9 protein-coding genes are annotated in these 12,531 nt (G+C 64.4%); 6 read left to right on the top strand and 3 right to left on the bottom strand.

The genetic code is table 11. The annotated features are described in order from the left end of the window. Positions 1-217: 217 nt before the first annotated feature. Genes CHX26_RS14730 through CHX26_RS14715 form a run of 4 tightly spaced genes read left to right on the top strand, consistent with a single transcriptional unit; the run spans position 218 to position 5,402 of the window. Positions 218-1,327, top strand: a complete 1,110-nt coding sequence (locus CHX26_RS14730) for an FAD-dependent oxidoreductase (RefSeq protein WP_233997190.1) — start codon at positions 218-220, stop codon at positions 1,325-1,327. 54 nt (positions 1,328-1,381) lie between these two features. After that, positions 1,382-3,523 carry an FAD-dependent oxidoreductase gene (locus tag CHX26_RS14725; RefSeq protein ID WP_104943470.1) on the top strand — a complete coding sequence of 714 codons (2,142 nt, stop codon included), beginning with the start codon at positions 1,382-1,384 and terminating at the stop codon, positions 3,521-3,523. Between the two features lie 6 nt (positions 3,524-3,529). Beyond that, the gene (locus tag CHX26_RS14720; protein ID WP_104943023.1) at positions 3,530-4,804 is read left to right on the top strand and encodes a NupC/NupG family nucleoside CNT transporter; all 1,275 of its coding nucleotides are present in this window, start codon (positions 3,530-3,532) and stop codon (positions 4,802-4,804) included. Beyond that, positions 4,797-5,402, top strand: coding sequence for a CDP-alcohol phosphatidyltransferase family protein (locus tag CHX26_RS14715; protein ID WP_104943022.1), 606 nt, complete (start codon positions 4,797-4,799; stop codon positions 5,400-5,402). Before CHX26_RS14720 ends, CHX26_RS14715 begins: the two co-directional genes overlap by 8 nt. Here the strand turns inward: CHX26_RS14715 and CHX26_RS14710 are convergent. Next, entirely contained in the window at positions 5,392-6,204 is an 813-nt protein-coding gene (locus tag CHX26_RS14710; RefSeq protein ID WP_104943469.1) for a DUF1499 domain-containing protein, read from the bottom strand. The genes CHX26_RS14715 and CHX26_RS14710 overlap by 11 nt on opposite strands. Positions 6,205-6,440: 236 nt before the next feature. On the opposite strand from CHX26_RS14710, the gene CHX26_RS14705 reads away from it, so the two are divergent. After that, positions 6,441-6,956 carry a c-type cytochrome gene (locus CHX26_RS14705; RefSeq protein WP_233997189.1) on the top strand — a complete coding sequence of 172 codons (516 nt, stop codon included), beginning with the start codon at positions 6,441-6,443 and terminating at the stop codon, positions 6,954-6,956. Between the two features lie 108 nt (positions 6,957-7,064). On the opposite strand, the gene CHX26_RS14700 is transcribed toward CHX26_RS14705, so the two are convergent. Continuing rightward, positions 7,065-8,588, bottom strand: a complete 1,524-nt coding sequence (locus CHX26_RS14700; protein WP_104943021.1) for a tryptophan halogenase family protein — start codon at positions 8,586-8,588, stop codon at positions 7,065-7,067. A gap of 19 nt (positions 8,589-8,607) precedes the next feature. Further along, positions 8,608-9,240 carry a DUF6445 family protein gene (locus CHX26_RS14695; RefSeq protein ID WP_233997187.1) on the bottom strand — a complete coding sequence of 211 codons (633 nt, stop codon included), beginning with the start codon at positions 9,238-9,240 and terminating at the stop codon, positions 8,608-8,610. Between the two features lie 477 nt (positions 9,241-9,717). Between CHX26_RS14695 and CHX26_RS14690 the strand changes: the two genes are divergently transcribed. Next, positions 9,718-12,531, top strand: a complete 2,814-nt coding sequence (locus tag CHX26_RS14690; protein ID WP_104943020.1) for a TonB-dependent receptor — start codon at positions 9,718-9,720, stop codon at positions 12,529-12,531.

The following is a 12,531-nucleotide window of genomic DNA, read 5'->3' as shown; positions in this document are numbered from 1 at the left end:
CTATTGCAACATTGTCGCTCCGCAAACGATCAATCATTCAACCCCCTGACGGTTCCGGCAGAGAGAAGAATGCTGCAACTTCCTGTAGATACGAAGCTATGAGATGTTATTGAGAGGCAATGTCATGTAGCTGCTCCGTTAACGTTCAAAGCTTGCGGATAGCTGAACCAGAGGCAAAGAAGCGACAGGAATGTGGGATCATGGCGCAGGAAACCGCATGAGCGGCAAGGTGCTGTTGCTGGTGGGCGGCGGTCATGCCCATGTCGCGGTGCTGGCCGACTGGATCAGGCGCGGTCCGCCAGGCGCAGGCGTGCGCACCGTGCTGCTCACGCCAGAACGGCACCTGCGCTATTCCGGCATGGTTCCCGGCTGGCTCGCCGGACAGCACGCGCAGGGCGAAGGGCTGGTCGATCTGGCGGCGCTCGCGGCCCGCGCCGGGGTGGACTGGGTGCAGGGGCGCTGCATCGCGCTCGATCCTGTGGGCCGGAGTGTCACCACCGACAGCGGCGCAATTCTTTCCTTCGACTGCGCCTCGCTCGACAGCGGCGGTGTGGGGCAGGGGGCGGCGCTGCTCGGCAATGACCCGCGCCTGCTCGACGTTCGGCCGATCGAGGGCTTTGTGAAACGGATCGCCGCGATGCCGCCCCCACGCCGCGTGGTGGTCGCGGGCGGCGGGGCGGGGGGCGTGGAGCTGGCCTTTGCCCTGCGCAATCTGGCCGGAGCCGATCCCCGCCCCGAAGTGACGCTGGCAACGGGCGCGGCCGGGCTGCTTCCTGGCTTTGCCGAAGCGGTGCGTAGCCAGGTCGCTACGGCGTTGGTTCGGCAGGGAATCGCGCTCCACCTTGCCGATGCGCGGCTCGAAAGCGGCAGGATGATGACGGGCGCGTCCACGCTCGAACCGGCCGATCTGATCATCGCCGCGCTCGGCAGTGCGGCGCCCGATTGGGTGCGCGAGAGCGGCCTTGCGGTCGATGATACGGGCTTCGCGCTGGTCGATGAACATCACCGCTCCGTTTCGCACGGCCATATCTTCGCCGCAGGTGATGTCAGTGCGCGGGCTGACCGTCCGCTTGTCCATTCCGGGGTTCATGCGGTGTTTGCAGGGCCGGTGCTCGCCGCCAATCTGCGCAGCGTGCTGGCTGATGAGGCACCGCGCGCGACCTATCATCCGCGACGGCACAGCCTCTATCTGATCAACACCGGCGACGGGCGCGCGATTGCCAGCTATGGGCGGCTTTCTGCCGAAGGGGCTTTGGTGCTGGCGCTGAAGCACTGGATCGACAAGCGCTGGATCAGGCAATACGCGAAGCTGGCGGGAACGGCGTAACCGCCGGTGCGCTTTGACCGAAAGCAGGTCGCGCAAGCCAATCCGGGAGGCCCCTTGAAGAAACTCGTTATCCTTGCCGCGCTGACCGCTGTCGTAGCGGCCTATTTCCTCTTCGATCTGGGGCAATATCTCACGCTTGACGGGATCAAGCGGGCGGTGGGCGAGTGGGAGGCGTTCTACGCCGAAAATCCGGTCGTCGTGCTGGCGGGGTTCTTCCTCGCCTATGTCGCGGTGACGGCGGCCTCGCTGCCGGGTGCTGCGATCATGACGCTGGCGGCGGGCGCGCTGTTCGGGGTGGTGACGGGGACGATCCTTGTCTCCTTCGCCTCGACGCTTGGGGCGACACTGGCGTTCCTGTCCTCGCGCTATGTGCTGCGCGACACCATCGAGGCGCGCTTCGGCGAGCGGCTGAAGGCAATCAATGCCGGGCTTGAGCGTGACGGGGCGTTCTATCTCTTCAGTCTGCGGATGATCCCCGCCTTCCCGTTCTTTGTGGTCAATCTGGTGATGGGCCTCACCCGCATCCGCACGTTCACCTATGTCTGGGTGAGCCAGCTGGGGATGCTGCTTGGCACGATTGCCTATGTGAATGCCGGCACGCAGCTGGCGCGGATCGAGGATACAAGCGGGCTGATCTCGCCGACGTTGATCGGCAGCTTCGTGTTCCTCGGCATCGTCCCGTGGCTCGCCAAGCTGCTGATCGGCTTCGTCAAGCGCCGCAAGGCCTATGCCGGGTTCTCTCGGCCCAAGACGTTCGATCGCAACATGGTGGTGATCGGCGCGGGTGCGGCGGGGCTGGTGTCGGCCTATATCGCCGCGACGGTGAAGGCGAAGGTGACGCTGGTCGAGGCCAAGGACATGGGCGGCGACTGCCTGAACACTGGCTGCGTGCCGTCAAAGGCGCTGATCAAGAGCGCCAAGGTCGCAGCAACAATGCGCCATGCCGACAAGTACGGCCTCACGCCCGTCGAACCGCAGGTGCCGTTCAAATCAGTGATCGCGCGGGTGATGGAGGCGATCAAGACCATCGAGCCGCACGACAGCGTGGAGCGTTACACCGGCCTCGGGGTTGATGTGGTGCAGGGCTATGCCCGGATTATCGACCCGTGGACAGTCGAGATTGCCCGGACCGATGGCGGCACCCAGCGCCTCACCACCCGCAGCATCATCATCGCCAGCGGGGCAGAGCCGGTGGTGCCTCCCATTCCGGGGATCGAAGGCAGCGGCTATCTCACCAGCGAGACGATGTGGCAGGCCTTCGCGCAGATGGACTCAGCCCCGGCTCGGGTCGTGGTGCTTGGCGGCGGGCCGATCGGGTGCGAATTGTCGCAGGCATTGGCGCGGATCGGGTCCGGCGTGACGCAGGTCGAAATGGCCGAGACGCTGCTGGGGCGCGAGGATGCGGATGTTGCGGCGCTCGCCAAGGCGGTGCTGGAGGCGGACGGGGTGCGGGTGCTGACCGGTCATACGGCTGTGCGGATCGAGAGTGGGGCTGTGATAGCGGCAAGCGGCGGGCAGGAGGTGTGCGTGCCGTTTGATGCGCTGATCGTCGCCGTGGGGCGCAAGGCGCGGCTGACCGGCTTCGGGCTGGAGGATATCGGCGTTGACGTGGGCAAGACCGTCGTCACCGACGAATTCCTCGCCACCAAGTTCCCCAATATCTTCGCCGCAGGTGACGTCGCGGGGCCGTTCCAGTTCACCCATACCGCCAGCCATCAGGCATGGTATGCCAGCGTCAACGCGCTGTTCGGGACGTTCCGCAAGTTCAGGGCGGATTACCGCGTGATTCCTGCCGTCACCTTCCTTGATCCCGAAGTCGCCCGCGTCGGCCTTAACGAGCGCGAGGCGGCGGAACAGGGCATCGCGGTCGAAGTCACCCGGTACGATCTCGACGATCTCGACCGCGCGATTGCCGAGAGCGAGACCAAGGGCTTCGTCAAGGTGCTGACCCCCGCAGGCGGCAAGGACACGGTGTTGGGCGCGACCATCGTCGGCGCGCAGGCGGGGGAATTGCTGGCCGAATATGTGCTGGCGATGAAGCACGGCATCGGCCTCAACACAATCCTCGGCACGATCCACGCCTATCCGACGATGGCCGAGGCCAACAAGTTCGCGGCCGGCAACTGGAAGAAGGCGCACAAGCCCGAAGGCCTGCTCAAATGGGTCGAGCGCTATCACGACTGGATGCGGGGTTAAGGAGCGGTGGAGCTGTTCGACCAGCTGCGGGGCGTGATCGGGATTGCGGTGCTGCTCGGCATCGCATGGGCGATCAGCGAGAACCGCGCCGGTCATCCCGGTTGGCGCTGGATCGCGGGCGCGCTGGTGCTTCAGGGGGTGCTGGCGGTGCTGATCCTGCGGGTGCCTGCCGTCTGGGCGGCGGTGGGCCTTGTCAATGATGCGGTCAGCGCAGTCGAGACGGCGACGCTCAAGGGATCGGCCTATATGTTCGGATACCTGGGCGGGGCGGAGCTGCCTTTCGCCCTGAAGGAGGGCGCGCAGCCGCCGCTCATCATCGCCTTCCAGATCCTGCCGCTGGTGATCGTCTTTTCCGCGCTCGCCGCCTTGCTGTGGCACTGGGGCGTGCTGCGATGGATGGTGAACGGCCTCAGCTTCCTCTTGCGCCGCAGCCTTGGCGTGTCGGGCGTGGTCGGGTTGTCGGGCGGGGCGAGCATCTTCCTCGGCGTGGTCGAGGCGCCGCTGGTGACGCGCGCCTATTTCGCCCGTGTCAGCCGCAGCGAGCTGTTCCAGATCATGGCACTGACGATGGCGACCATCAGCGGCGCGATCCTCGTCCTCTATGCCACCACCCTGCGCGCAACTGTCCCGGATGCGGTCGGTCATATGATCGCCGCCTCGCTGATATCGCTCCCCGCTGCACTGCTGGTGGCGCGGCTGATGGTGCCGGGAACCGACACGCACGCGGCGACCGAGGTGGAGCAGGGTGAGCCGGGGTTGCGCTACGAATCCAGCATCGATGCCATCGTCAAAGGCACGATGGACGGGATGCAGCTGTTCCTCAGCGTGATCGCGGTGATCATCGTGGTGTTCGCGCTGGTGGCGCTGGCCGACATGGCGCTGGCGCTGCTGCCCCTGATCGAAGGGGAGCCGCTGACCTTGAAGCGCCTGCTCGGCTGGGTGCTGGCGCCGCTGATGTGGTTGATCGGCGTGCCGTGGGGCGAGGCGCAGGCGGCAGGCGCGCTGATGGGGACCAAGGCGGTGCTCAACGAATATGTCGCCTATCTCGAGCTCGCCGCGCTGGCCCCCGGCACGCTGGGGCCGCGCAGCTTGCTGATCGTCACCTATGCGCTGTGCGGCGTTGCGAACCTTGCGAGTGTTGGCCTGCTGGTCTCGACTATCGGGACGCTCTGCCCCGAACGCCGGGCGGAGGCGGCGGGGCTGGGGATGAAAAGCTGGATCGCGGGCAACCTAGCCAGTGCCATGACCGGCGCATGGATCGGGCTGGTGACCCTTGCTTGACGCCAAACTCCGCCCGCTGATCGACCCGCCGCTCAACCGCGTGGGCCGTGCGCTGGCAGGCGCGGGCGTAACCGCCAATGCTCTGACTTTCACCGGCCTCGCGCTCGGCCTTGCCGGGGCGGCCGCGATTGCCCTTGGCCACATCGGCTGGGGGCTGGCGCTGATCGTCGCCAACCGGCTGCTCGACGGGCTCGACGGGGCGGTCGCGCGAGTGCGCGGGCCTTCCGACCTTGGCGGCTATTTCGATATCGTCGCGGATTTCGCCTTCTATGTCAGCGTGCCGCTCGGCTTCGGCATCGCCGCGCCCGCCAACGCACTGCCCGCGCTGGTGCTGGTGGCGAGCTTTGTGCTGACCGGGGTGAGCTTCCTCGCTTTCGCGGTGATCGCAGCCAAGCGCGGCGAGGAAACGCAGGCCCACGGGAAAAAAAGCTTCTTCTATTCCACCGGCCTCGCCGAAGGGGCCGAGACTATCGCCGTGTTCATCGCCATGTGCCTGTTCCCGGCGTGGTTCGTCCCGCTCGCCTATGGCTACGCCGCGCTGTGCGCGCTGACCGTTATCCAGCGCAGCGCGATGGCCGTCCGCGCCTTTACCGGCTAGCCGAGCCCAGCAATGCCTCGGTGCGGCTGCGCAGTTCGATGATCCGCGCGGTGTTGGCGCCCAGATCGCTCATCCCCACCCGGCTGACCGAGCGGAAGTCGATCTGCTGTTCGCCCACGCGCGCCACGACATCGTCCTTGAACCCGAACCAGAAGGTTTCCGCCACGCCTTCGACCGTCCCGGCATCGACATTGGTGGTGACAGGGCTGAAACCCATCGCTCCCATCGCCGCCGCGACCGCGGCTACGCCCTCGGCCTTGCTCGCACCGCCCAGCGGCAGCGGGGCGGGACGATCGCTGCGGGCAGTGATGATCTGCGCGTGGGATTTCACCGCCAGTTCGGGCGGTACCCGATCGCCATAGAATTCGAGCTGGCCGAGCGGGGTCTGGTAATCGCTCAAGGGGTTGGCCCCGGCCTTCTCGCGCGCGGCCATTGTCGCTTCGGAGAAGGTGGGGGGATTGCCGGTATCGGTCGCGATATCGTGGATCGGATTGTCGCCCGCCTTGCTGCCCGCCGCCATGAACAGCGCGAGCGCAGCGCCCGGCACCAGCAGCCCGATGATCGCCGCGGCCAGCGGTCCATTGCGGCGCGGCTTGGCTCTGACGGCAATGATCAGCGATACCAGCGCGGCAAGCGCCGTGACCGCCAGCACGATCATCCCGCCAAAGAAGGTCAGCGTCATCAACCCCAGCTGCCATCCCCAGATGCCGAATTTCGTGCCGAGCGCAGCGACGGCAAAATAGAGCGGCAGGAAGGCCAGCAGGGCGAGCACGATCTTCGTGTGACGGGGCATGGTATTCATGCGCGCAACCATAGCGTGCGCGCCGCACGTGGCAATATTGGCTCTGCCCTGGCGCAGGCACTGTGCCAATCTTTCGCGCACGCGCGGAAACCCTTTTGCAGGTGGCGCGTTGAGCCATTTACGGACAGGAGGGGGAGGGCGTTTGCTCATGTGAAGTCCCGCTTTCCATGCCCGAAAATCTGGTTTATGGCCCGCTGGGATGCGGGAGGAACAAGTTGTTCAGAGGACAAGACACCATGAAGCGTAATTTCCTGATGGGCGCGGCTGCGCTGGCGAGCCTCGTCACCCTTTCGGCTTGCGGTGGCAAGCAGGCTGAAGAAGCTCCGGCTGAAACCACCGAAGCAGCTGCTCCGGCAGAAGCGCCGGCTGCGACTGAAGAAGCCCCTGCCGAAGCCACCGAAGCGGCTGCTGCTGCGGCTGGCGGCACTCTGGAATTCGCCAGCATGACGACCGACGCCAAGGCGGGCGAAAAGGTCTTCGCGCTGTGCCGTTCGTGCCACGTGCTCGACGAAGGCGTGAACCGCGTCGGTCCGTCGCTCCACAAGATCGTCGGCCGCAAGTCGGGTTCGGTCGCCGGCTTTGCCTATTCGGACGCCAACAAGAACAGCGGCGTGACCTGGAGCGAAGACGTCCTGTTCGAATACCTCAAGGATCCCAAGGGCTTCATGCCGGGCACCAAGATGGCGTTCCCGGGCATCAAGAACGACCAGGATCGTGCGAACCTGGTGGCCTATCTCGCCAGCCAGTCGTAAGCGGATTTCGCCTTCGGGCGGACATGAAAGGGCGGTGCAGGTTGCTGCGCCGCCCTTTTCTTTTGCCGGAAAGTGCTGTGGCTGGGCTTCGGTCCGAAGGAGAGGCGCTCAGGCGGCCAGCAGCGCCGGATCGACCGGGCAATGCTGGCGCAGGTACTCCTCGTGGTTCGGCAGGCTGGCCACCGCGCGGGCGATGAGCGTGCGCAGATTGGCAAGGAATTCGGCGAGCTGTGCCGGAGCGATCTGATCGGCCATGGGATCATAGCTGGCAGGGGTAATCCCTTGACCCAGCATCACCTGCACCCAGCTGGCATCGCGGAACAGGTCATCGACATCGCGCCCCACGCGGCCCGAGGCGGCGAACAGTTCGCGCTTGTGAGTGAGGCTGTCCGGTACCTCCATATGCTTGCAATAGCGCCAGAATTCCGAATCCTCGCGCGTGGTCTGGTGGTAGTGGAGGATCAGGAAATCGCGGATCTGCGCGAATTCGGCTGCGCAGCGCCGGTTGTATTCGGCCCGCTCCGCCGCTGCGTCGCCTGTGCGCGGGAACAGCTGGATCAGGCGGCTGACATGCGACTGGATCAGGTGGATCGAGGTCGATTCGAGCGGTTCGAGAAACCCGCTCGACAGGCCGATCGCTGCGCAATTATGCGCCCAGAATGCCGCGCGCCGGCCAGTGGTGAAGCGAATCGGGCGCGGATCGCCGAGCGGCTTGGTATCCAGCCCTGCCAGCAGCGTGTCGGCGGCGTCATCGTCGGATTTGAACCCGCTCGAATAGACATGGCCATTGCCGGTGCGGTGCTGGAGCGGGATGCGCCACTGCCAGCCAGCGTCCTTCGCGGTGGCGCGGGTATAGGGGACGATGGTGGGCAGGCGTTCGGACGGCACCGCCAGCGCGCGGTCGCAGGGGAGCCATTTTGACCAGTCCTGATATCCCACCCCCAGCGTCTCGCCCAGCAGCAACGCACGGAAGCCGGTGCAGTCGATGAAGAAATCGCCGGAGACTTGCTTTCCGTCCTTCAAGGTGATCGCGGTGATATCGCCGCTCTCCCCATCGCGCTGGACGCTTTCGACGATCCCCTCGCTGCGCTTGACGCCGCGCCCCTCGGCATAGGCGCGCAGGAACAGGGCATAGCGGCTGGCATCGAAGTGGTAGGCATAAGCCAGCCCCGTCATCGCCGTGTTGCCCACGCGCTCCAGCTTGCCGAAGCGCGCCTGATCGGCGGCGAGCTGATGCAGCGACCAATGCCACAAGCCCTTGGGGTCGGGCGCCTCGCCAGCGCTGCGCCGCCAGTAATGATGGAACGCAACATTGCCGAGGTTCATCCCCGTATCGCCGAAGGTGTGGAGATAGCGGCTGCCCTTGCTCCCCCAGTCGACGAATTCGATCCCCAGCTTGAAGGTGCCGGAGGTGGCGCGCAGGAAGGCGTGCTCATCAAGGCCAAGAATGGCGTTCAACCGGATGATTTGCGGGATCGTCGCCTCGCCGACGCCGACGGTTCCGATCGCTTCGCTTTCGACCAGCTCGATGCTGAGGCGTTCGCCCAGCAGCCGGGCAAAGGCCGCCGCCGTGATCCAACCGGCCGTGCCACCGCCCACGATCACCAGCTTCCTTACCTCAGGCCTGTCCATGTCGGATCCCTTGCGAATGTCAGTCCGCCACCGAGGGGCGGAAGAAGGCGTTGATCGTCAGCCGGCCTCTGCGCGGGTCGACATCGAGCGGCGCGGCATTGTCGATCACCCCGCTGTGAAGGATGTTGCCGCGATAGAACACTGCCGAGTTGAAGGCGCCATCAACGGCATGGATGCGCTCGAAATGCGGGGCGCCGTCGGTGGTATAGGCCGCAGGCGGCAGGCCGGTGCGGGCGACTTCGGCCTGCACCGCAGCGGCATAACCGGGCCAGGTTTCGGCGGTGAGCGACGACAGCCCGGTGGCGCGGTGGCGGAAGAAGGCAGTGCCGCCATGCCCCGTGCTATGCAGGTAGAGCATCATCGCCACCTGCTGAGGATCTGTGCCATCGACGTGCGGCAGGCGCTGGATCGGCGCGAGCTGTGCTGGCGGTGTGGTGACGAGCGAGTACCAGGCCTGCATCTCCCACCCGTGCGGCGCCGTCCCGAACCATTGATCGAGCAGCGGCGAGAGTTGCGCCAGCCATGCCGTACAGACCTGCGGCGCAAGCGGGGCGCGCACCCCCGGATATTGCGGGGTGATCTTTGCAAATTTTTGCAAAGTGGCCATCGAAACGACCGCATCGGGACTCGCCAGCAACTGCTGGATCGTCACAAGTCGATGATTATCCGCTGAAAACGAAGCAATTTCCGTCCGATCAAGGGACAAAGCCCATCCTTGCGGTGCGGTATGGGGCAGCGATCCGGGGCTTGTGGCCATGTGGGGAGCCTATCAAATCCCTTCCGGCAGTCCAAGGGAAATGCTTAAACAATTGTAATAGAACATTAAAAATGGAATTTCTCGGCGGGCTGAAAGCGCGCCCCGGATTTGCCTCGTTCGGCTGGGAGGTGATGCGCTGCGGCATTGCTTAAAACTGTGACTATCTGGCAACATTTTCGCCAGAACCGACTTGCCTGCGCCCGGAATCAGCTGCCTTTCGTCACATCAAAATACGGAAAAACAACAAGATAACTATAAAACCACACATCTGCGGCATGGAGGGCGATTGGCGATTTACCTGAGGTTCATGTTGGTCTATGAAAAAATCTGCAAAAGCGCAGCATGAACTGTGCTTGCGGGAGGGGAGTTCTGATGAAAACCTACGGGATCAATGCAAGCGCGCGTCTGCTGTGCGGGGCCGCTACCTTTCTGGCGCTGACTGTCACCGGCGCGCCTGTCATGGCGCAGGAGACAGAGGAGCCTGCCACCGTCGAAAGCGAAGAAGGTGACGCGATCATCGTCACCGGGATCCGCAGCTCGATCCAGTCGTCGCTCGATGCCAAGCGCAACGCGACCTCGATCGTCGAAGTCATCTCGGCCGAAGACATCGGCCTGCTGCCCGACGTGTCGATTGCCGATACGCTCGCCCGCCTGCCCGGTGTCACCGCTCAGCGCGTGCGCGGCCGTTCGCAGCAGATCTCGATTCGCGGCCTTGGCCCGGACTTCTCGCTCTCGCTGCTCAATGGCCGCGAGATCGTGTCGGCGGGCAACAATCGCGGGATCGAATTCGACCAGTTCCCCTCCGAACTGATCGGCTCCGGCGTGGTCTACAAGACCGGTGATGCCCAGCTTGCCGCGATCGGCATCGCCGGTGCCGTCGATCTGCGCACCATCCGGCCGCTCGATTACAAGGAGCGCCAGCTCACCGTTCAGGCGACCTATACGGTCAATGACAGCGGCTCGCTGAACCCCGATTTCGCCAGCGACGGCTATCGCTTCTTCGCCTCCTACATTGATCAGAACGCCGATGGCACACTCGGCTGGTCGCTGGGTGCGACGCTGCAATCGATCCCGACCCAGTTCATCAGCCGCGAACTCAAGACGCAGGACAACCGCAACCGCGATGATCGCACCGTCCTTGAAGGTCAGGTGCGCCGCACGCCGCAGGGCGTGTTCTATCCGGCGGACAACCCGCGTCAGGGCGTGGTCAGCCGCAATTTCGAACGTTTCTCGCTTGCCGGCACCCTGCAGTTCGAGCCCTCGGACAGCTTCTCCCTCAATGTCGACGGCTTCTACACCGACACCAAGGATTCGGGCATCTTCCGCGGCACCGAAACCCCGATCGCCTCGTGGAGCGGCGCGAATCTCGAAAATGTCACCGGTTCGGGCGTGTTCGCCGACAGCGCGACCTATTCGGGCGTGGTGCCGATCCTGCGCACCGACACCGAAGGAAGCCAGTCGGAAATCTTCGCCATCGGCGGGAATGCCGAATGGAAGGCGACCGACAATCTCGGCTTCGTGCTCGATTACGGCTATTCGACGCTCGATCGTAACGACATCGACTTCGAAAGCTATGCCGGCACCGGTCGTGCGCGCTCGGGTGCGCAGGACACGATGACCTTCAATTTCCGCCCCGATGGTCAGTATTCGATCGACGGCTTGCTCGATTACACCAACCCCGCCAACGTGTTGCTGACCGATCCGGGCGGCTGGGGGCAGGTCGGCTTCATCAAGCAGCCGATCATCCAGGACGAACTGCACCAGCTGCGTGCCGAGACCTATTGGGAATTCGATGGCGGCATCCTCAGCCGCATCACCGCGGGCTGGCTCTACACCGACCGCGAAAAGAGCTTCGATTCCAACGAAAGCTTCCTGCGGCCGACCGCGGCCTTCGGTGACGGGCTGGCTGTCCCGACCGGGGCGATCGTGGGTTCGACCAACACCAAGAGCCTGAACAACGATATCCTCGCCTACAACCCGGCGCGCTTCCGCACCGATGGCACCTATCTGGTCGAAAAGGCCACTTTCGACACGCAGTGGGTGGTGTCGGAAAAGATCCACAATTTCTACATCCAGGCCGATATCGACGGCGATCTGGGATCGGTGCCGGTGCGCGGCAATATCGGTCTGCGCTATGCCGACACCGATCAGCAATCGACCGGCACCTTCCCCAACGGGACGCTCAACACGGTCGGCGCAAGCTATGGCAACTGGCTGCCGAGCATGAACCTCAGCTTCGAGATCATGCCCGACACCTTCATCCGCATCGCTGCCGCCAAGACCGTGACCCGTGCGCGGCTTGACCAGATGACGGCGAACCAGAACGTCAACTTCAACCCGCTGGCCTGCGCCGACAATAATGGCGATCAGCGGCCCGATGCCGTGCTGCCCGGCTTCAACCCGCCGGCGCAGGTGTGCTTCACGCTGGGCGGCGGCAACCCGACGCTGCAGCCCTATCGTTCGACCTCGTTCGACATCTCGTTCGAACGCTATTTCACCCCCGGCACCGCGATCATCATTGCCGGTTTCCACAAGGACCTGTCGGACTGGATCATCGACTTCCGCGAGGTGACCGACCTCACCCAGTCGATCCAGAACTTCGGTTCGGGTGATTTCCTGCAGGCCAATCCGCAGGTAGCGACGGGGATCTTCAGCGGCCCCGTGAACTTCTCGGACGGCAGCATCACCGGCGTCGAAGGCACGGTGCGCCTCAACTTCGGCGATTTCGCCGATGTGCTTGACGGGTTCGGCGGCTTTGCCAGCGTCACCTATGTCGATGCCGAGGTGCTCAACCAGGTCGGCGTGCCGGTGTCGATCCCGGGCTATTCGGATGTTACCTGGTCGGGCGACATCTTCTATGAAAAGAACGGCTTCCGCGCCCGTCTGAATGCCCGCTATCGCGGCGCCTTCCAGTCGGAAATCCAGAACTTCGACGGTTCGCTTTCGGGCCAGCGCGCGCAGCCGGAAACGATCCTTGATGCGCAGATCGGCTATACCTTCGAAAAGGAAGGCAGCTTCCTCAACGGGGTGCAGATCCTGGCGGAAGTGTTCAACCTGACCAACGAACCCTTCGTAACGCAGAATGATCTGCTGAACGTGGCCGGCACCGCGGCGATCGGGAGCTTCCCGAGCCGTCACGAGCTTTACGGCCGGACGTTCAACTTCACGCTGCGCAAGAATTTCTGA

Source organism: Porphyrobacter sp. HT-58-2 (assembly GCF_002952215.1).
GTDB lineage: Bacteria > Pseudomonadota > Alphaproteobacteria > Sphingomonadales > Sphingomonadaceae > Erythrobacter.
The sequence above is the reverse complement of the archived record's forward strand: the minus strand, read 5'-3'. Positions and strand labels throughout refer to the sequence as shown.